14 protein-coding genes are annotated in these 21,195 nt (G+C 66.4%); 3 read left to right on the forward strand and 11 right to left on the reverse strand.

All coding sequences use genetic code 11. From position 1 onward, the window contains the following. The first annotated feature begins 83 nt into the window (after positions 1-83). Positions 84-977 carry an HhH-GPD family protein gene (locus G557_RS0104190; protein ID WP_028245062.1) on the forward strand — a complete coding sequence of 298 codons (894 nt, stop codon included), beginning with the start codon at positions 84-86 and terminating at the stop codon, positions 975-977. 21 nt (positions 978-998) lie between these two features. On the opposite strand, the gene ftsY is transcribed toward G557_RS0104190, so the two are convergent. Beyond that, a complete protein-coding gene (gene ftsY / locus G557_RS0104195; protein ID WP_028245063.1) occupies positions 999-1,895 on the reverse strand; it encodes a signal recognition particle-docking protein FtsY in 897 nt (298 codons plus the stop codon). Then, the gene (smc, locus tag G557_RS11655; protein WP_051224506.1) at positions 1,895-5,542 is read right to left on the reverse strand and encodes a chromosome segregation protein SMC; all 3,648 of its coding nucleotides are present in this window, start codon (positions 5,540-5,542) and stop codon (positions 1,895-1,897) included. The genes ftsY and smc overlap by 1 nt, the downstream gene beginning before the upstream one ends. A 142-nt stretch (positions 5,543-5,684) precedes the next feature. Here smc and G557_RS11660 point away from each other — a divergent pair, with 142 nt between their 5' ends. After that, the gene (locus tag G557_RS11660; RefSeq protein WP_084626991.1) at positions 5,685-10,334 is read left to right on the forward strand and encodes a type VII secretion EssC family protein; all 4,650 of its coding nucleotides are present in this window, start codon (positions 5,685-5,687) and stop codon (positions 10,332-10,334) included. 9 nt (positions 10,335-10,343) lie between these two features. Here the strand turns inward: G557_RS11660 and G557_RS14290 are convergent, their stop codons facing one another. Then, complete coding sequence (locus tag G557_RS14290; protein ID WP_084626992.1) at positions 10,344-11,363, reverse strand: TIGR00730 family Rossman fold protein; 1,020 nt, start codon at positions 11,361-11,363, stop codon at positions 10,344-10,346. Between the two features lie 81 nt (positions 11,364-11,444). Between G557_RS14290 and ypfJ the strand changes: the two genes are divergently transcribed. Then, the gene (ypfJ, locus tag G557_RS0104215) at positions 11,445-12,335 is read left to right on the forward strand and encodes a KPN_02809 family neutral zinc metallopeptidase (protein ID WP_028245064.1); all 891 of its coding nucleotides are present in this window, start codon (positions 11,445-11,447) and stop codon (positions 12,333-12,335) included. 16 nt (positions 12,336-12,351) lie between these two features. Here the strand turns inward: ypfJ and mutM are convergent, their stop codons facing one another. The 8 genes from mutM to G557_RS0104255 all read right to left on the reverse strand — a co-directional run bounded on the left by mutM (position 12,352) and on the right by G557_RS0104255 (position 21,176). Continuing rightward, positions 12,352-13,257: a bifunctional DNA-formamidopyrimidine glycosylase/DNA-(apurinic or apyrimidinic site) lyase gene (gene mutM / locus G557_RS0104220; protein WP_028245065.1), complete on the reverse strand. Its 906-nt coding sequence runs from the start codon at positions 13,255-13,257 to the stop codon at positions 12,352-12,354. Next, positions 13,250-14,089: a ribonuclease III gene (gene rnc / locus G557_RS11670; protein ID WP_084626993.1), complete on the reverse strand. Its 840-nt coding sequence runs from the start codon at positions 14,087-14,089 to the stop codon at positions 13,250-13,252. The genes mutM and rnc overlap by 8 nt, the downstream gene beginning before the upstream one ends. 29 nt (positions 14,090-14,118) lie before the next feature. Next, entirely contained in the window at positions 14,119-14,322 is a 204-nt protein-coding gene (gene rpmF / locus G557_RS0104230) for a 50S ribosomal protein L32 (RefSeq protein WP_028245066.1), read from the reverse strand. Between the two features lie 6 nt (positions 14,323-14,328). Next, positions 14,329-14,889 carry a YceD family protein gene (locus G557_RS0104235; protein WP_028245067.1) on the reverse strand — a complete coding sequence of 187 codons (561 nt, stop codon included), beginning with the start codon at positions 14,887-14,889 and terminating at the stop codon, positions 14,329-14,331. Between the two features lie 47 nt (positions 14,890-14,936). Then, positions 14,937-16,982: an acetate--CoA ligase gene (gene acs, locus G557_RS0104240; protein WP_084626994.1), complete on the reverse strand. Its 2,046-nt coding sequence runs from the start codon at positions 16,980-16,982 to the stop codon at positions 14,937-14,939. Between the two features lie 241 nt (positions 16,983-17,223). Next, positions 17,224-18,465, reverse strand: a complete 1,242-nt coding sequence (gene dinB, locus G557_RS11675) for a DNA polymerase IV (protein WP_036961113.1) — start codon at positions 18,463-18,465, stop codon at positions 17,224-17,226. Continuing rightward, positions 18,462-18,956 carry a pantetheine-phosphate adenylyltransferase gene (gene coaD, locus G557_RS0104250; RefSeq protein WP_028245069.1) on the reverse strand — a complete coding sequence of 165 codons (495 nt, stop codon included), beginning with the start codon at positions 18,954-18,956 and terminating at the stop codon, positions 18,462-18,464. The genes dinB and coaD overlap by 4 nt, the downstream gene beginning before the upstream one ends. A 30-nt stretch (positions 18,957-18,986) precedes the next feature. Next, a complete protein-coding gene (locus tag G557_RS0104255; RefSeq protein WP_028245070.1) occupies positions 18,987-21,176 on the reverse strand; it encodes an ATP-dependent DNA helicase RecG in 2,190 nt (729 codons plus the stop codon). Between the last annotated feature and the right edge of the window lie 19 nt (positions 21,177-21,195).

Here is a 21,195-nt window from a genome sequence, read left to right on the forward strand (position 1 = left end):
TTGGCGCGGCGCGTCTCATAACTGCGCCCCCAGACGCCGCGATCGATGGGCAGGAGTGTACAGCGGCGACGTACAGTGGACGGATGGCCTCCCCGAACCCGCCTGCCGACACCGCTTTCACCGCCGCGGTCAGCGCCTGGTATCTCGACCAGCGGCGCGATCTGCCGTGGCGCGCCGATGACGCCACTCCGTGGGGCGTACTGGTCAGCGAGTTCATGTTGCAGCAGACTCAAGTCGATCGCGTGCTGCCGAAATGGCACGAATGGATGCGCGCCTGGCCAACCCCGACCGACCTTGCCCAAGCGGGCGCGGGCGAGGCCATTCGCGCGTGGGGCCGGCTCGGCTACCCGCGACGCGCCGCCTGGCTGCATGCGGCCGCGCAACAGATCTGCGCAGAACACGACGGCCAGGTGCCCAACCGCTTGAGCGATCTGCTCGCGCTCAAAGGCATTGGCGACTATACGGCACGTGCGGTGCTGGTCTTCGCCTTCCATCAGCGACATCCCGTGGTCGACACCAACGTGCGCAGAGTCATTGCTCGAGCGATCGGCGGGCACGCCGAGCCAGGCTCGCCGAAACCGGCGGCTGACCATGCGCAGACCGAGGCCATCCTGCCGAACGACCCCGAATCAGCCCGCATCGCGTCATATGCACTGATGGAACTCGGCGCGCTGATCTGCACCGCGCGCTCGGCAAAGTGCGACGTATGCCCGGTGCAGCATATGTGTGCGTGGGTGGCGGCGGGCAGTCCCGCGCACAGCGGCCCCAAGCCCCGGCGTCAGGCTCGATTCGAAGGCAGCGACCGTCAGGCGCGCGGCCGCATCATGTCGAGACTGCGCGCCAGTGAGCAGTCGGTCGCCCAGGAGGCTCTGTTGCAGGATGCCCCAGACCGACAGCAGGCCGAGCGTGCGTTGGCCTCGCTGGTTGCCGACGGCCTAGCTGTGCGCACCAGAGACGGCGAGTACCAGCTGCCCTGAAGGCTGCGGCTCGCGCTCGACTCAGCCGACCAGCTCGGCGGCGAAGGTGTTGGCGTTGAAGGCGGCGACGTCGTCGATGCCCTCGCCGAAGCCGATCAGCTTGACTGGAATGCCCGTGGTCTGCTGCACCCCCACCACGAAGCCGCCCTTGGCCGAGCCATCGAGTTTCGAGAGCACGATGCCGGTGACCCCGGCATGATCGACGAAGGCCTGTGCCTGGCTGAGGCCGTTCTGCCCGGTGGTGGCGTCGAGCACCAACAGCACCTCGTTGATGGGAGCCAACTTCTCGACGACACGGCGAATCTTGGTCAGCTCGTCCATCAGGCCGGCCTTGGTCTGCAGGCGTCCGGCGGTGTCGATGATGACCACGTCGGCGTCGGTGGCGATCGCATGCTGCACCGACTGATAGGCCACTGAGGCGGGGTCTTGGCCCTGCTGCTGAGGGCGCACGATATCAGCGCCAGCGCGCTGTGCCCAAGTGGCCACTTGTTCGACGGCTGCCGCGCGGAACGTGTCGGCAGCACCGACAACCACGCGTTTGCCAGCCCGGGTGATGAAGCGCGCGAGCTTGCCGATCGTGGTGGTTTTGCCCACACCGTTGACGCCCACGAGCAGCACCACGGCCGGCAGCAGCCGACCTGTTTCGGGGTCAGGAGAGCGGGTCAGACGCAGCGTGGGATCGTTGCCGGCCAGTCGCTCGGCGAGCTCGTCGCGCAGCACGTTGCGCAGCTCGCGCTCGTCAGCGATGGCCAGCCGTGCAGTGGCCTCGCGCACATTCGTCACAATCGACTCGGCGGCATCGGCGCCGAAGTCGCCCAGAATCAGAGAGTCTTCCAGCGACTCCCAGCTCTCATCGTCGATCGGTCGCGCGCCGGTGAACAGCGAGCGCAGCGATCCGCGGAGTGACCATTTGGCCATCAATGACTCCCATCGTCATGAGATGCCGGGGTCTGCTGCCCGGCATCGGAGTTTTCTTCTCGTTCAAGGCGCTGCCCGACCACCGCAGAGACACCATCTTGACGCATCGAGACGCCGTACAGGGCATCGGCGATCTCCATGGTGCGTTTCTGGTGGGTGATCACGATCAGCTGAGAGTCGGCGCGCAGTCGCTCGAACACCGACAGCAGGCGCCCAAGGTTGGCGTCGTCGAGGGCAGCCTCGACTTCGTCCATGATGTAGAACGGGCTCGGTCGAGCGATGAAGATCGCCACCAGCAGGGCGACCGCAGCCAGCGATCGCTCACCGCCCGAGAGCAGTGAGAGTCGGTCGATCTTCTTGCCCGCCGGGCGGATGGCCACATCGATGCCCGTTTCGAGCGGGTTGTCGGGCTCAGTGAGGGTCAGCGCTCCTCGGCCGCCGGGAAAGAGCACGGGGAAGATCTCATCGAACGCCCGTCGCGTGTCTTCGAACGCGGCAGTGAAGATGTCCTGCATCTTCTCGTCAAGCTCGGCGCTGATCGCCAGCAGATCTCGCCTGGTGTTCTGCAAGTCGGTGAGCTGTTCACTCATATACGTGTATCGCTGCTCGAGCGCGGCGAACTCTTCGAGCGCCAACGGATTGACTCGACCCAAGCGAGTCAGCTGACGTTGCGCTTTGACCAGACGCAGCCGCTGCTGCTCGCGGTCAAAAGCGACCGTAGCCACGACGCTCTCACCGTCAGCCGGAGCCTCGGTCGGTGCACCGGTCTCATCGCGATTGACGATCTGTGCGCCGTCTGCCCAATCACCGGTGAGCGGGATGGGCTGGTGCGGCCCGTACTCGGCCACAAGCACATCGATATCGACGGCGAGCTCGGCCTCAACGCGCTCCACCGCGGCACTGCGCCGCAGCTGCAGTTCATTCTCACGCAGGTCGAGACCGTGTGCGCGCTCAATCAGCACGCCGAGCTCGTTCTGCGCTGCGCTGATCTCGGCGCGCACCTCGCCCAGCCGGGCATGCTGCTGGCGCCTGCGCACGTCTGCCTCGGCCACGATCAACCGTGCTTGATCAAGACTCACACTGATGTGTCGCAGCACCTCGGGCAGCAGCTGCTGCAGGTGCTCGGCGCGCTCCAGCTGGATGCTGCGAATCGCCTGCGCACGCGCCTGCGCCTGCGCCTGCGCCTTCATCTGTTCGGCTTCGCGTTGCAGCGTCTCAGCCCGGCGCTGCTCAGCCTTGGCCCGCTCGCGCACTGTCTCGACGGCAACACGTGCCTCAAGCTCAGCAGCCCTAGCCTCTTCAAGCGACAACGCCGCAGGCTCACGATCAATGTCTCGGCTGAGCGGCTGAGGCCGATCGTCGAACTCGGCGAGCGCTCGACGAGCGCTCGCTGCCTCCTCCTCAAGTGCGGCCAGGGAACGCTCCGCCTCGGCGCGCTGCTCGGTGACGCGGTCGAGCTCGGCTTGCGCCGCCTCAGCCTGCGCCCGCAACGAGCTCAGTCGTTTGGCACTCTCAGCAGCGTGGGCATCGTGTGCGCGCAATGCGGCCAGCGCCTCGTCGCGCGTTGCACGAGCCTGCACCCGCCGCTGTTTCATCTGCTCGAGGGCCTCGGCCAGCTGCTCGGTCGCCTGCTCAGCCTCTGCGGATGCCGTGGTCGCCTCGTCGCGTTCGGCCAGCAGCTGCAGGCGCGAGCTGCCCAGCTCACCGCCACCGCGCAAGACACCGGCCGCGACCACATCGCCGTCTGGCGTGACCGCCTGCCATCCCGAGGGCAGCGCAGCCACCACTGCGGCAACATCGCCCTGGCTATCGACGATCACCGTGGTCGCCAGCAGCGCGAGCATCCCACTGGGCCCAGTGACGACTTCGAGCGCGTGCTGCACATGCGAACGCTGCCCTTGCGGCAGGGCATCGAGCACGCGTTCAGCCACAGGCGCAGCCGCCTGCGCGACAACGGCTGTGACCTGGCCCAGGCCGTTGGTGCGCGCAGTGCCGAGCGCGTCAAGCCCATGTGGCAGGGTGTCCACGACGACGGCCTCGGCGAGCGCACCCAACGCTGCCGCGACGGCAGCCTCATGACCAGGTGCGACGCTCAGTGCGTCGGCGACCAATCCCTGCACCCCTGCGGCATCTTCAGCCAGCAGCGCGGCCGAGCCGTCTCTGGTATCGAGAGCCATGCCCAGCGCCTGTGCCCGAGCGCGCTGTGACTGCGCCTCAGAGCGCGCCTTGGCATGATGATCGCGCAACTCGGCGAGCTCACGGTCGAGCGCATCGAGCGCCGCAGCCGCCTCACTGTACGCCGCATCGAGAGTGGCGGCCGCGTCGTTGTCGCCGCCCTCGCCAGCGCTGCGCTGCGCCTCAGCGAGCGCTTGGGCGCGTGCGTCGCGACGTTCGGTTGCCTCGGTGATGGCCTGTTGACTGCGAGTCAATTGCGCAGCGGCCGTCTCAATGCGCCCGACCGCCAGATCGACGGCGTTGGCAAGCTCGGTGCGACGCAGCTCATGTCGCGAGATGAGCGCCGACTGCTCGGCGATCTGAGCGTCAACGGCCTGCAGCGCCTCGAACCTCTGCAGCGTAAGTGCCCTGGCCGCGTCGAGGGTGGCTGACTGCTCGTGAGCCTGCTCAGTGAGCTCTCGGGCAGCCACCTGCGCGGCCTGCGCCTCGGCGAACTTGGCCGGCGCGTCGAGATCGAACGCCTGCGGCTGACTCGACAACAGCGCCACACGCTGACCTGTCAGTGACTGCAGCGACCTGAAGCGCTCGGCTTGGGTTTCAAGGCGACGAACGACATCCCGCGCCCGCTCGAGCTCATCAGAAACCGTGGTGCGCTCGAGTTCGGCCAGCGCGGCCTTGAGCTCGTCGACCCGCGCACGCAGACGCTGCTGCTGATCAGTGGTGTCTCCGTGGCTGCGCCCGAGTGCCGCCAGATCTTCGTCGATAGCCACGATTTCGGCTGCGAGCAGGCGAGACTCAGCATCGCGTACCTCCGCCTGAATCTGCTGTGCAGATCGCGCCACCTCGGCCTGAGCGCCAAGCGGTTTGAGTTGGCGACGCAGTTCGCCGGCGAGATCATTCACCCGCTGCAGGTTCGCCTCCATGGCCTCGAGTTTGCGCACGGTGCGCTCTTTGCGCCGCCGATGCTTGAGAATGCCCGCCGCCTCTTCGATGAAGCCGCGCCGCTCGACCGGGGTGGCACGCAGCACTTGGTCGAGTTGCCCCTGCCCGACGATCACGTGCATCTCACGCCCGAGGCCAGAGTCGCTCAGCAGCTCTTGCACGTCGAGCAGGCGACACGACCGCCCGTTGATGGCGTATTCGCTGCCGCCGGAGCGAAAGAGTGTGCGACTGATGGTGACCTCGGTGTAGTCGATCGGCAGCGCACCGTCGGAGTTGTCGATGGTGAGCACCACCTCGGCTCGACCGAGTGGCCCCTTCTTCGCGGTGCCGGCGAAGATCACGTCTTCCATCTTGCCGCCGCGCAGCGTTTTGGCGCCCTGCTCGCCCATCACCCAGGCGAGCGCGTCAACCACGTTCGACTTGCCCGAACCATTGGGGCCCACGACCGCGGTAACACCAGGTTCAAATTGAAAAGTGGTCGCGTGCGCGAACGACTTGAACCCCTTGAGGGTCAGCGTCTTCACATACACGGCGGCGGGTCTCACTTTCGGTCGGCGACAGGGTGCCTCGAACCAGCGGGCACACTCTGTCTCTAGGGTACCGGGTGCTCTGCCGCACCACCGGTTCTGCACAGGCCGAAGGCTGCGCGCTTTTCTCCACAGACCCCGATGGATGCCCCAGCACGCCCTCGCCTCGACCTACGCTGGCAGCCCGCCCACTTCGATCTCTCGCACCCAAGGAAGGCAGATGCGCATCCCCTGCACCCTCGACGCCACCGGTCAGTGCCGCGATATCGTGATCACCACAGACACCGGCACGATCATCGGCGAGATCGCCGACCGATTGCGGGCTCATCTGTCCGGCACCTCCACACGGCACGACCAACCTGTTCAGAGTGCCACGCCAGCGACGCTGTGTGTGCGGCTCGCAGGCCACGGCAAGCCGGTCATCCTTGATCGACACCGCACCGTGGGCGAGTCGGCTCTGCAGCCGGGGTGCACCGTCACCCTCGTTGACGAGGCCGCACCAGGGGTCGAAGCCCGGCGACAGTATCCCCTCGCCGCGCAACTGGTCGAAATGTCAGCAAACCGCTCCCACGGTCTGGTCACCGGTGAGAATCTCATCGGACGAGACCCCGAACTGCGCGTGCATCTTGCCAGCCGAGATATTTCACGACGCCATGCAAAGCTGGCCATCACCGAAGACGGCACCGCCAGCCTGCACGATCTCGGCAGTGCGAACGGCGTGCTGGTCAACGGCAGCCCCATAACCTCTGCGCCGATCCGAGACGGCGAAGTGATCACTCTCGGCACCCGCAGGCTGCGGTTCATGCGCATCGCTGCACCGCACGCGACCAACACTCGTGAAGCGCTGCTCACCCCGCGCACGCCCGTGATTCCCGCCCCGGCGGTCGTACCTCGGTTCACTGCCGAACAGCATCAGCTGCCCACGCCCCCACAGCGCCGCCGCAGCACGCGTCTGCCGATGCTGGCTGCACTTGTACCGGTGCTTGGCGCAGTGGCGATGTACACGCTCACGAGGTCTCCATACAGTCTGCTACTTGCCGGCATGGCTCCGTTGGCGCTGCTGGCCAGCTGGCTCGACAATCGAGTGGTGTCGAGCCGCGAACATCGACGCGAGCTCGCAGCGTTCTGCAGCGCGATCGACCGACTCGAGGTCGATCTGCGTCAGTCGCAACAGCGCGAGCGCGAGGTGCGACACCGTGCGAGCCCGGCCGCAACCACACCGCTGTGGCAACGCCGCCCCGAGCATCGCACCTTTCTCGAAGTGCGTTTCGGCCTCGGAACCGATCTCAGTCTGACCGAGACACCAAGCATCGAACGCGCAGAACTGCCAGATGAGGTGTGGGCCAGACTGGTGGCGCTGCGCGACCGGTTCGCCACCATCACCGACGTGCCGGTGGTTGAGCATCTGCTCTCTGCCGGGTCAATCGGTATCGTCGGCACCACCGAGGCCGCGCACGATGCGCTGCGCGCGCTCATCATGCAGATCGCTGCATCGCATTCGCCGGCGGATGTCGTGCTCGCCGCATTCTGCCCGTCGCCTGCACTGCCCGGGTGGCAGTGGCTCAAATGGCTGCCGCACACCGCATCGCCGCACTCTCCCGTCGTCGGCGACCACCTCGCCAGCACATCAGAAGACGCTGCCGCCCTGATGCGTCGACTCGAAGAGGTGGTCGGCTCCCGCTCCGGTGCGAAAGGGCAGCTGCGCTCACACCTGCCGGCCGATGACCGCCCGGTGCATCATCACACTCAGGCGGCCGCTCCGCCCGAGCACATGCCAGTCGTGATCGTCGTGGTGATCGGTTCGCCTGATCTCGACCTGGCACGCCTCGTGCATCTGGCCGAGATCGGCCCCGATCACAGCGTGCACCTGCTCTGGCTGACCCACCGCACTGCCGAGCTACCTGCGGCCTGCCGCTCCTGGCTGCACATCGAGGCCGATCTGACCGCTGCGTTACACAGAGTGCGTTCAGCCAGCCATACCCCAGTCACAAAACTCGACCGACTCGATGCGCACCAGGCAGGCACGCTCGCCCGCGCGATGGCACCAATGACCGACGCCGGAGCGCTGATGCTCGATGAGAGCGACCTCCCCACCCGCATCCGGCTCAGCGAGCTGACCGACGCCGATCTCGGCGAGCCTGCGGCGATTGCCCGCCGTTGGGCTGCCAACGATTCGATCATGTCTGCCTGGCACCAGACTCGCGCGACCGCAGCATCCCACCGTTCGGCAGCGCCGACAGGTCTGCGAGCGAGCGTTGGAGCAGGTGCATTGGGCGCCTTCGACATCGACCTGCGCACACAAGGCCCACACGCGATTCTCGGCGGCACAACCGGCAGCGGCAAGTCAGAGTTCTTGCAAACGTGGATCATGGCGATGGCAGCCGAACACTCCCCTGACCGCCTCACTTTCCTGCTCGTCGATTACAAAGGCGGAGCAGCCTTTGCCGAGTGCGCCGATCTGCCGCACACCGTGGGGCTGGTCACCGATCTCGACACACACCTGGTGCAGCGCGCGCTGATCTCACTGCGTGCCGAACTGGCCCGGCGCGAGCGCCTGCTTAACGAGGCCGGGGCCAAAGACCTCCGCAGCATGGAAAGTCGACACGATGCTCGCACACCGCCGATGCTGGTCATCGTCGTTGACGAGTTCGCTGCGCTCGCAGCCGATGTGCCAGAGTTCGTCACTGGCATCGTCGACATCGCAGCCCGAGGTCGTTCGCTGGGGCTGCATCTGATCTTGGCGACACAGCGCCCATCTGGCGTGGTCGACGACAATCTGCGTGCCAACGCCAATCTGCGTGTGGCGCTGCGCATGGCCGACGTGCAAGACAGCACTGATGTGTTGGGCAGCGCCGATGCCGCACATTTTCCGCCTGAGGTGCCCGGTCGTGCTGCGGTTCGTGCGGGCCCTGGCCTGGTGCAGCACTTTCAGGCCGCCTACGTCGGCGCTCCGCTGTTGAAGCGCCGAGAAGTGCCAGACATCAGCATCGCCGACCTGCCGTTCGGCACCGGCGAGCATTGGCCGACGCCCGGCACCACTGTTCCCGTGCCACCTACGGCAGTGCGCGAGATCGAGGCGATGCGCGACGCCATGTGCACCGCCGCCGACAGACTTGGCCTGAGCAGACCACGCCGACCTTGGCTCGACGCACTCCCGGCGGCGATCAGCCTATCGCCGAGTGATGCAGGCACCGACGCTGGGCTTGTGCTCGGGCTAGCCGACGACCCGGCGCACCAGCGGCAGCTGCCCTACGTCTGGTCGCCGAGTGCCTGTGGTCATCTGCGTGTGATCGGTGGTGCTGGCAGCGGAAGATCACAGGTTTTGCGAACCATTGTCTGGCAGCTGGGCTGTCGCACCAGCGCACTCGAACCCACTGAGGTCTATGCGATCTGCGCCAGCGCCGCGCCGCTCGAAATGATCGAGGTGCTGCCCATTGTCGGGTCGGTGATCGAAGCCGACGACCGCGAGCGCGTAGAGCGTCTGCTGCGACTGCTCGCAACCACTCTGCAGCAGCGCCTACAGCTGCTGCGTGCTGCGCGAGTGTCCAACATCGATCAGCTGAGCAACGGCCCGCCGCCACACATCCATCTGCTTATCGATGATCTGCCTGCGTTGCAGCAGAGGTATGAGTTCTCGCGCGGCTTCGACGTGATCAGAACGATTACCGAGCTGTGCACAGCGGGCCGCAGCGTTGGCATCCATGTGATTTTCACCACAGATCGCCCCAGCGGTCTGCCGACAGCGATCGCCTCCGCAGTAAACGACACTCTCGTGCTGCGGCTCCCTGATGCCGCGCTGACCGCCATGCTTGAGGTCAGCACTGAGGCGCTCGCGCAAGCGTCGCCCGGCCGCGGCATCGTGGTGGGCGGCAGCTGTCACGGTCTCGAGGTGCAGGTGGGGCTGCCCGAACGAGCCGCCACCGCAGCTGAACAGGCGCAGATATTCACCGCTTTAGCCGAGCGCCTGCGCGCGGCCGAGGTACCCAGCGCACCGAGCATCCGTCGGCTGCCCGATTCGATACCGCTGTCGTCTCTGCCAGAAGTCGATGAGCACGGTGCACCGGTTTTCGGCCTTGCCGATGACTCGCTCGCCCCGCTGGGTCTGCCGGTCGGTGAGCCGTTGCTCGTGTTGGGGCGCACGCAAGATGAGAACGCCACTGCGTTGGGTGTGCTCGCTCGAGCCGTGCACACCGCGGGGCCGCACCGCCGAGGCGTTCTGCTCGCCCCCGGGCCCACGCCACTTGCACAGGCGATCCCCTGGCACCGCATCGCGACAAAAGAGACCGCTGTCGATGCCGCGCTCAAAGAACTCCTCGGAGCAATCACTCCAGAGCTGCCACAACGCCCTACGCTGGCGCAGTTCGACACCACCGCCTGGCTCACCGACGATGACTGGCTCTCCCCTGCCACAACGAGTGCGGCACATGCACCAGCCCATCTGCCACAGAGCATGCAAGCCGCGCTTACCGGTGACGACCTCTTCGTGGTGATCGAGCGGGCGGCCGACTTTGCCGGCGCCACAATCGAACCTCGCCTGGCCGAGTTGATCGCGCACTGCCGCCGACAGGGCATGACCTGCATCGTGGATGCCGACCCTGCGGTGTTGCCGACGGCTTGGGAATTGCACGGCGCGGCTCGCACCATCAGATCAGGTCTGCTGCTGCGGCCCGATCCCGACGACGCCGACCGTTATCTGCGAGCGAATCTGCCGCCCGACGACTCAGCGCATTGGCCGCCAGGTCGCGGCTGGCTGGTCACCGGCGGTGTGTCGCGCCTCGTGCAGGTGGCCCGATGAACGTGGCGTTCAGCGTCGTTCGGGCGTGCGTGCCTGAGCCAGCGGCAGCAGCGTCTCGAGGCTCAGCGGGGCGACCTCAACCCCCGCGGCCCCAGAGATCAGATCTTCAGGAAAGGCCCACACCAGCTCTTCGATCTCATGATCGGCTCGCAGCTGCGAGGCCGTCTGCTCGTCGATGCTCAGATAGTAGGCGTCAGCGTCGACGTGTGTGTCGGCCTCATTCAGCGCCGCCGCGTGGAAGCGCCCAAGGTGTTCTAAACGCTCAGGGTCAATGCGCAGACCCAGCTCTTCGTGCACCTCGCGCACCACCGCCTGACGGGGCGTCTCGTCAGCCTCGAGCTTGCCGCCGCACTGCATGAACCCGGTGGTGCCCCGTTTACGCACGAGCAGCGTGCGTCCGTGGCTGTCGTTGAGCACCAGTGCGGCAATGCGCAGCACCATGTCGCGGGCGTCACCGCTGCGCGCCCATTTCTCGGTGGGCGCGTGGTAGCGCTCGAACGCGTCGAGCACCTCCGCGAATGAAGGCGACACTGTGACCATGCGCACATACTGCGGCCGGATGAACCCATCGGTTGCAGCGCGCGCAAAGAAGGCCGCGAGGTCGTCGTAGTAGCCGTTGACGTTGAGCAATGCGACAGGTTTGTGGTGCAGGCCGATCTGCCCCCATGTCCACTGTTCGGCAATCTCCTCGAGTGTGCCCGACCCTCCAGGCAGCGCTACAAAGGCATCGGAGAGTTCAGACATTCGCGCCTTGCGCTGAGCCATGGTGTCAACGACCTCGAGCTCGGTGAGCCCTGGGTGAGCGATCTCGCGGTCAGCCAGGTTACGGGTGATCACGCCGTGCACGCGGCCGCCAGCCGCCAGTGCCGCATCCGCCACCCGGCGCATGAGCCCCACGCTGCCGCCGCCATAGACCACCGTGATGCCACGTCGTGCCAATGTGGTGCCGACCTCGGTCGCCGCCTGCGCATACCGTGTGTCATCGCCGCTGCTCGACCCGCAGTAGACGGCCACTGCTCGAATTCCCATCAAGCCAGCCTACCCAACCACGCACCACAGCCCGATCACAGAATTGCTACCGTTGAGACACCAGCCGGAGAGGGATTCCCCATGACGTTCAACAACAACGCCAATATCGAGAGCGATGACGTTCAGAAGCGCCGCGGTGGCGGCCGCACCGCCATGATCGGCGGCGGCGGCGTGCTGGGGCTGATCGTGGTCGCACTCGTCAGCCAGTTCTTGGGCGTCGATGTGTCGGGCGTGGTCGGCGGGCTCACCGGCGACAGCAACACCTCGACCACGAGCACCGATCTCTCCGCCGACCTTGACAAGTGCAAGACCGGTGCCGATGCCAACAGCGACGACGAATGCCGCATGCAGGGCGCAGCGAAGTCGCTCAACGTCTACTGGAGCGGTCAGCTCAGCGACTATGCCAAACCCGGTTTCGTGCTGGTCGACGGCGAGACGAGCACTCCGTGCGGCACTGCGTCAAACGCGGTCGGCCCGTTCTACTGCCCGTCTGATCAGACGATCTACATCGACACCTCGTTCTGGCAGGTGCTGCGCCGCGACTTCGACGCAACCGCGGGCCCGCTGGCCCAGATGTACGTGCTGGCGCATGAGTGGGGGCACCATGTGCAGAACGAGACTGGTGCGTTCGCTGCACACCAGAGCCGCGAGACCGGCGCTGCCAGCGACTCTGTGAGGCTCGAGCTGCAGGCCGACTGCTATGCCGGGGCGTGGGTGGCTGCTGCCAGCACCACCACCGATGAGAACGGTGTGGCCCTGCTGCAGCAGCCGACCACAGATCAGATCACCGACGCACTCAACGCCGCCTCCGCGGTGGGCGACGATCATATTCAGCAGCAATCTGGGGTGACCACGAACTCAGAATCATGGACGCACGGCTCCAGCGCCCAGCGCCAGAAGTGGTTCAACGCCGGTTATGCCGGTGGTCCGCAGCGCTGCGACACGTTCAGTGTGTCGGCCGGGCAACTCTGAGCTTGGCGCGCGGCGCTCACCGCCGCCGCTGACAACGCGGGCAGAAGTGCGACGACCTGTTCATGAACGACACCCGACGAATCGGGCCGCCGCAGCGCGGGCACGGCTGCCCCTGCCGGCCATAGGCGTTCAGCTCGATCGCAAAATAGCCTGACTCCCCGTTGACATGACGGTACTGGTCGTCGAAGCTCGTGCCGCCCACCGCAACCGCTCGGTGCAGCACGGCGACCACCGCATCCACCAGGCTGCGCGCGCGACGCTGACTGAGCGTATCGGCCCCCTGTTCTGGGTGTACTCGGGCGGCCCACAGCGATTCATCGGCATAGATATTGCCGATGCCGCTGATCACGGTCTGATCGAGCAGCACGCGTTTGACCGCAGAGCGATGCGAACGGATGGCGCGGGCCGCGTCATCGGCGTCAAAGGCAGGTTCCAGCGGGTCTGGGGCGATATGCCCGGCCTGTGTTGGCACCTGGCGACGAGACTTCGCTGCCCTGCTTGATGCAGCGAAGGGGTCGTCGATCAGCGGGTCGATGGCGAGCGAGCCGAACAGGCGCTGATCGTGAAAGCTCAGCGTCTGCGGGCTGGACGTGTCTGCGAACGTCAGTCGCACGCGTTCGTGACGCAGCGGCGGCGCGTCTGCAGCCAGATCGTGCGCCAGCAGCTGCCCACTCATGCCCAGATGTGCCAGCAGCGCGGCGGATGTGGTCAGGTCACCGTGCAGCGGCAGCCAGAGGAATTTGCCCCGCCGATCTGGCTCGCCAAGCTCGAGACCGGTCAGGGTGCGTGTGAAGTCTTCGGCTCCGCCGTTGTGTCGGCTGACTGATCGCTCGTCGAACACGTGCACCATGGCAATGCGCCGGTGGGCGAACAACGACTCGACGCCGAGGCGCACGGCCTCGACTTCGGGCAGTTCAGGCATGCGTGCCGATTTGCGCCTTGATGCTCTGTGCATCAGCCACTTCGGCCGCGGCAAGCTCGGTGTCGACAACAGCTGCCACCGACGAGGCGCGCTGCACCGGAATCTCGGTGGTGCAGGTGGTGTCGTGCTTGGTCGCCAGCTCGGGGTCGTTGATCAGTCGCCAAGCGCTGAATGCAGCCGCCATCTCGGCGTGCTTCTTGCTCGTGCCTTCGCCGGTGCCCAGCACTTCGCCGCCACAGGTGACGCTTGCGGCCCAACGGCGATCGTGGTCAGGGCCGGTCGAGGTCACCGAATAGACCGGAGCACCGAGACCTTTGGCACTGGCCGCCTCTTGCAGCGTGGTCTTGGGGTCAAGCTGGGCAGCGAGGGTGCTCACGCGTGGCAGCAGGGGCGAGAGCAGCGACAGCACGAACGGGCGCGCTGCGGCAAGCCCGCCGGTGAGATAGGTCGCGCCGATCAGCGACTCGACCATGTCTGCCAGCAGCGATGCCTTGTGGTGACCGCCGGTGCGAGCCTCGCCCTTGCCGAGCAGCAGAAAACGACCGATACCGCGGTCTTCGGCCACATATGAGAGCGCGTCGGTGCTGACCAACGCCGCACGACGACGCGAGAGCTCGCCCTCAGGGAGGTCGGGAAATGAATGGAAGAGGAGGTCGGTGACCACCAGGCCGAGCACGGAGTCTCCGAGGAACTCGAGGCGCTCGTTGGTGGGCAGACCGCCGTGCTCGAATGCGTATGAGCGATGCGTCAGGGCACGACTCAGGTACGGTTCGTCGATGCGAACCGCCAAGCGTTCGAGCAGATCTTCTGCGACTGAGGCATCCACTCTCATGGGCGTCTCAGAATGTTGCGCGCCCGTGATCAGGCGTCAGCGACTTTGCGGCCCTTGTACTCGTAGTATAGAGCCGTGCCAGCTGAGTCTTCGACCACCTTGGCGCGATGCGGCAGGCTGTAGACGACCTTGCCGTTCTCAACGGTCTTGACCAGGGTAGGCACTTCGGCCTTCCACTGTGAACGACGTGAGCGGGTGTTGCTGCGTGAGAGCTTGCGCTTGGGTACTGCCATGATCGATCATTCCTTCTCTGAATCTGCGCGCGATGCCGCGTCGTCATCGTCGTGAGACAGCTGCGCGAGGGCTGCCCACCGCGGATCAACACCGTCTGAACGCTCTGGCCCAATCGGCTCACCTAAAGAGAACACCTCGGCAGCAGGCTCGTCGCCAACCGGAGTGAACGGAAGGCTGAGAACAATGGCGTCGCGGATGCTCTGACTGAGATCGACGTGCTCATTGCGCAAAATCTGGATCTCATCGTCGGTGGCATCACCGCGCTCGAAAGCTGCTTCCGAATCAGGATACGCGAAAAGCTCCTGAAATTCGACTTCATCACGCCACTGCAGCGGCTCGAGTGTGCGCGCAGACTCACCGACGACCTCGAACGAGGCCTCAGCGCTGACCAAGATGCCCTCGTGTACCGATTCGAATCGCGCCTGCACCTCGATGGGCGAGCCCTCAGGCACACGAGCGAGACCAAGGGCGAGATCTGCCTCTGCCGGCAGGGTCACCGCCACGGTGCGCTGCTGCCCGGGGCGCCCCACGAGGTCGTGCACATTGATGAGATAGGGATTGGCCATAGCAGTGAGTCTAGACGAAATCGATGACGGAGCCTCGCCGGTGCCGCCTACCCCGGCTTCACCGTGCTGGCCTGCTCGATCTGAGCCGTGATCGCGGTGATGACACCGCCGTCAGCCAGTGTCGTGGTGTCGCCCACCGGGCGCCGCTCAGCCAGATCGCGCAGCACTCGACGAATGATCTTGCCCGATCGCGTCTTGGGCAGCTCGGCCACGATGTAGACGCGCCGGGGTCGGGCGATCGCGCCAATGAGGTCGGCCACGTGCCGCCGCAGCACCGCCTCAGCCTCGGATTTCGAGACCAGATGCTGATTGCGTTTGAGCACCACGAACGCGATCACCGCCTGGCCCGTGGTCTCGTCAGCGATACCCACCGCGCCCGCCTCGGCCACCGCATGGTGATCGACCAGAGCCGACTCGATCTCGGTGGTCGACAGCCGGTGCCCCGACACGTTCATCACGTCATCGACTCGACCGAGCAGCCAGATGTCGCCGTCTTCGTCGAAGCGCGCTCCGTCACCGGCAAAGTAGCGATCGCCGAACGTCTCCCAGTACGTGTCGACAAAGCGCTTCGGGTCTTTCCAAATGCCACGCAGCATCGACGGCCACGGTTCATTGACCACGAGCAGACCGCCGCTGCCGGGGTCGACCGGAGTGCCCGCATCGTCGACGATGTCGAGCGCGACACCTGGGATCGCCCGCTGTGCGCTGCCCGGCTTCGTCGAGGTGACCCCGGGCAGCGGTGCGGCGAGAATGGCCCCAGTCTCGGTTTGCCACCACGTATCGACGATCGGCGCGCGAGACGAACCGACCACCTCGTGGTACCACAGCCACGCCTCGGGGTTGATCGCCTCGCCGACGCTGCCGAGCAGGCGCAGACTGCTGAGGTCATGGGCGAGCACGGTCTCACGCCCCACTTTCATGAACGACCGGATGGCCGTGGGCGCGGTGTAGAGCACAGTCACCTTGTAGCGCTCTACGATCTGCCACCACCTGCCCCAGTCTGGTGTGTCTGGGGTGCCCTCATAGATCACCTGCGTCACTCCGTTGATCAACGGCGCGTAGGCGACGTAGCTGTGCCCGGTGATCCAACCGACGTCAGCGGTGCACCAATACACATCGGTCTCGGGTTTGGCATCGAAGATGGCACGATGCGTATACGAGGTCTGGGTGAGATACCCGCCGGTGGTGTGCAGAATGCCCTTGGGTCGGCCCGTCGTGCCCGAAGTGTAGAGAATGAACAGTGGGTGCTCTGCCGGAAACCCCTGCGCCTCATGCTCGGCAGATGCCTGGGGCACGGCCTCGTGCCACCAGATGTCACGCCCCGACTGCCAGTCAACCTCGTTGCCACCACGCCGCACCACGAGCACATGCTCGACCGTCGTGCCCGCAGCGAGGGCCTGGTCAACCACCGGCTTCAGCGGCGAGATCTTGCCCCGCCGCCAAGACCCGTCGGCAGTGACCACTAGCTTGGCTTCCGCATCCTCGATGCGCGCCCGCAGACTGTCGGCACTGAACCCGCCGAAGACCACCGAGTGCACTGCCCCGATACGCGCCACTGCCAGCAGCGTGGCGATCGTCTCGGGGATCATCGGCAGATACACCGCCACGCGGTCGCCGGCCTCGACACCGAGGTCGGTGAGCACGTTGGCCAAGCGGCTCACTTCGTCGAGCAGCTCGGCATACGTGATGCTGCGGCGGTCGCCGGGCTCCCCCTCCCACAGCAGTGCGACGTGGTCGCCGTTGCCGGCCAGCACGTGCCGGTCGAGGGCATTGAACGACGCGTTGATCTCACCGTCGGCAAACCACTTGGCGAACGGAGGCTCACTCCAGTCGAGCACCTCGGTGAACTCTCGATGCCAGTGCAGCTGCCGGGCTTGGTCGGCCCAGAACCCGAGTCGGTCGCGGCTTGCCTGCACATACGCCTCAGCGCCGACATTGGCCTGCGCGGCGAAGTCCGCCGGTGGCGCGAAGCGCTGTTCGTCGTCGCCGTGATGCGACTCGATGATGCCGTGGCCGTCGGCAAGCAGGCGCAGGTTGATCTGCGCGGTCGCCGGCGCGGCGCCGGCAGCCCGGGTGGTGATGCTGTCGTTCATGATCCGCTCTCCTCGTTGAGTGCACGAGTGACCGATCCGCAGCCGGAGAGACACCTCCCCCACCCCGCATCGACCACTCCATCGTGGTCATTGTCGGCCAGCGTATCGCAGCCAGCACACCCCCACTGACCACTTGAGCTGCCGCGAAACAGAAGTCTGCGCGGCAAATCAGCCCCGAACCGGCATTTTCAGCCCACGGCCGCGCAAGAAGTGCGAAACTTCTACGCCAGCAGGCGCGCGTTCATTCGGCGGCGGAGTCTGTTGAGTGCGGTTTGGGCGGGGCCACCAGCCGCGCGGGACGAACCGCACCGGTGCCGAAGCGCCGGGCTGCGGCATCCACCGCCTGATCGGCCACTTGCCAGGCCTCGTCATCTGACCACAACGACGCCTCGGCCTGCCCAACAACCAATTGCTCGAGCCGAACCCCAACGAGGCGAATGTATGCCTCGCTCATGCCAGACTGCTCGAACAGCCGCCACGCCGTCTCGAACACGGTGCGCCCGGTGTTGGTGGCGTCGGGCAGCGTCTGCGAGCGGGTGACGGTGCGAAAGGATGCGTCGCGCACTTTGATCGCCACGGTGCGCCCCAGCACGCCATGGCTGCGAGCCCGGGAGGCCGTCTGCTCAGCCAGCCCGAGCAGGGCGGCGCGCAGCTGATCGGGGTCGCTGACATCTTCGGTGAAGGTGCGCTCGTGGCCGATCGACTTCTCGGTGCGTTCGGGCACTACCGCCGAACGGTCGCGACCGCGGGCGAGGTCGTGCAGCCGGTGCGCCTGCGCCGGCCCGATGGCGCGCACGAGCGTGGCTTCAGGCACCGTCTCGAGATCGCGCACCTCGACCAGGCCCAAGCCGCGCAAGCGCTCGACCGTCTTGCTGCCCACGCCGGGCAGTGCGCCAACGGGCAGCGGACGCAGAAATTCGAGGGTGCGACCCGCCGGCACGATGAGCAGCCCGTCGGGTTTGGCCATGCCTGAGGCCAGCTTGGCAACGAACTTGGCAGCTGCCACCCCGACTGAGCAGTGCAGCCCGGTCTCGGTGAAGACCTCAGTGCGAATGCGCTCGGCAATGCGCCCAGGCATGCCGAACAGCCGAGTCGCGCCAGAGACGTCGAGAAAGGCCTCGTCGACGCTGACCTGTTCGACCAACGGCGTGAACTGATGCAGCACGGCCATCACCCGCTGTGAGTAGTCGCGGTAGCGCTCGTGGTGGGGCGGCAGCAGCACGGCCTGCGGACACAGCCGGCGCGCCTGCCCGATCGGCATGGCCGAGTGCACGCCGAACCGGCGGGCTTCGTAGGATGCGGTGGTCACGATTGAGCGCGGGGCATCGTGGGCGACGATCACCGGCAGCCCTACCAGCTCGGGATGGTCAAGCAGCTCGACGCTGGCGAAGAATGCATCCATGTCGAGATGCAGGATGGTCGCGGTGCCGTCGTCGACTGACAGGTCGGAGACCTGGCGATGGGAGCCGTCTTGGCGACTCACGAGCGGGTGGTGCCCCGGTTCTCGTACCAGCGAGCGACCGCCTGGGGCACGTACGGGGTGACATCGCCGCCGAAGCCGGCGAGGGTGCGCACCAATGAGCTCGAGACGTGTGAGTGCTCGGGCTCGGGCAGCACGAAGACCGTCTCGACGCCGGCCAGATTGCGATTGACGATTGCCATCGGGGTCTCGTAGCTGACGTCGAGGTCGCCGCGGATGCCCTTGACCAGCACGTCGGCGCCATGCGAGGTGGCGTAGTCGACCAGCAGCCCCTCAGAGAGTGTGTCGACCCGCACGTGGGTGAGCCCAGCGTCGTCGAGCGACTCGCGCAGCAGGGCTACGCGTTCGTCGAGGCTGAAAGCGGGCTGTTTGCTGGGGTTGTGCACCACGAGCCCGATCAGCTCGTCAAAGATGCGGCTGGCCTTGGCGAACACGTCGATGTGCCCAAGGGTGACCGGGTCGAACGAGCCCGGGCAGACGGCGATGGAAGTCATGCGAACAGCCTAGCGCCCACCACCGACACGTTACGACGCACTGAGGTAATGCTCGCTCGCGGCATTCAGTGCACGATCGAGCGCACGTTCAAGGGCCGCACTGATCGGCCGTCCGGCGGCGAGCTGAGCCTCAGCGAGTTCACGAGCCCGAGCGATGATGCGCCCGTCACGAGTGACCCGCAGTGCTTTGAGCTGTGAGCGGGCGCCCGATTGCGATGCTCCCAAGACATCGCCTTCGCGGCGCAGCATGAGATCGAGCTCGGCCAGTTCGAACCCGTCGGTGGTCGCAGCAACGGCGTCGATGCGCGCGCGCGTCGGCGTGCCCTCCTCGGCTTTGGTCACGAACAGCGCCACCGAAGGATGCTCGCCGCGCCCCACCCGCCCACGCAGCTGATGCAGCTGTGCAACACCGAAGCGGTCGGCGTCGAGCACGGCGATCAGACTCGCGTTGGGCACGTTGACCCCCACCTCGATCACTGTGGTCGCCACCAGCACGTCAAGCCGCCGTTCGGCGAAGTCGCGCATCACCTGCTCTCGCTCGTCGGCCTTCATGCGGCCATGCAGCGCCGCCACGCGCAGGTGCGCGGTGCCGGGCATGCTGCCCAGCAGTTCGACCACACGCTCCACACTCCATTCGGGCAGCAGACCGCCCTCGTCGCTGGCTGCGGTGACCTCGGCCTGATCGATCAGCGGCGTGACCACATATGCCTGACGCCCGCGCTGCACCTCTTCGACGATGCGCTGCCAGACCCGCACCAGCCACGCCGGATGCTCAGCCAGCGGCACCACAAAGCTCGCGATGGGCTGTCGGCCGGCTGGCAGCTCGTGCAGCGACGAGATATCGAGATCGCCGAACACACTCATGGCGACCGTGCGCGGAATCGGCGTTGCCGTGAGCATCAGCACATGCGGCTGTTCGATGCCTTTGGCCTTGAGCGCCTCGCGCTGTTCGACACCGAAACGATGCTGTTCGTCGACCACGACCAGCCCGAGATGCTCAAACTGCGTTTTGTCGCTGAGCAGCGCGTGAGTGCCCACAATCAGTCGCGACTGCCCCGAGGCGACCGCCAGCGCGGCGTGGCGACGCTCGGCCGCGGGCAGACTGCCGGTGATCAGCGTCGGCAGCACCCGCTGCCAGAGGTCAGGCCCCAAGAGCGAGTGCAGACTCGCGAGATGCTGAGCCGCCAGCACCTCAGTGGGCGCGATCAGTGCAGCCTGGCCGCCGGCGTCAGCCACCTGCAGCATGGCGCGCACCGCCACCAGGGTCTTTCCTGAGCCCACCTCGCCCTGCAGCAGGCGATTCATCGGCACCTCGCCGGCGAGCTCGCGGGCGATTACTTCGCCCACCTCGATCTGCCCGGCAGTGCGCGCATAGGGAAGACCCGCGTCGAACGCCGCGACCAGCCCGTCGGCGACCAGCGGAAACGCCTGCGCCCGCTGCAGACGCAGCACCTCGCGAGCGCGCAACAGCGCAACCTGCAGCACGTAGGCCTCTTCGAAGCGCACGGTGCGCTGCCCCTGTTCGCGCTGTTGATCGTCAGTGGGCCGGTGCACTGCCTCGAGTGCCGCGCGGTGATCGAGCAGCTGTTCGGCTTCTCGCACCTCGGCCGGCAGCAGCTCGGGCACCGCGGCGAGACCGTCGAGCACGATCGCAATCGCCTGGGCGATGCGCCAGCTCGGCAGGGATGCCGTGGCCGGGTAGATCGGCAATGGTCGCGTGGCCCATTCTTCGGCCGCAGCTGCAGCGGCCTCTGGCGCATCAGAGGCGTCTGCCGGGCGGAAGAGCTCGTAATCGGGATGCGCCAGCTGCAGCGAGCCGCGGTATTCGGTGATTTTGCCCGAGAACACTCCTCGCACTCCGGGGAGCAGCTCGGCGGCACGCCAGGGCTGGTTGAAGAAGGTCAGTGTGAGGGTGCCATGCCCGTCGGTGATGCGCACTTCGGTGATGCGGCCGCGGCGGGCGCGCATATCACGCTCCCGCACCTCGACGACCTCGGCGACGATGGTCACCGGCACGCCGAAGGTCAGCGAGGCAATGGGAGTTAGCTGTCCGCGGTGCGCATAGCGCCTCGGATAGTGCTGCAATAGGTCGTCGATGGTGTGCAGCCCGAATGCGCGTTCGAGCGCTTTGCCGGTCTTGGCGCCGAGCACACGCTCAAGTGCCTGGTCGAGTGCCGACCCAGCACCCGCGACGGGCTCGGTGCGACGGGTCTCAGGCATGGCTCCAGTGTACGAGCCG

Source organism: Pseudoclavibacter soli DSM 23366 (assembly GCF_000423505.1).
Lineage (GTDB): Bacteria > Actinomycetota > Actinomycetes > Actinomycetales > Microbacteriaceae > Pseudoclavibacter_A > Pseudoclavibacter_A soli.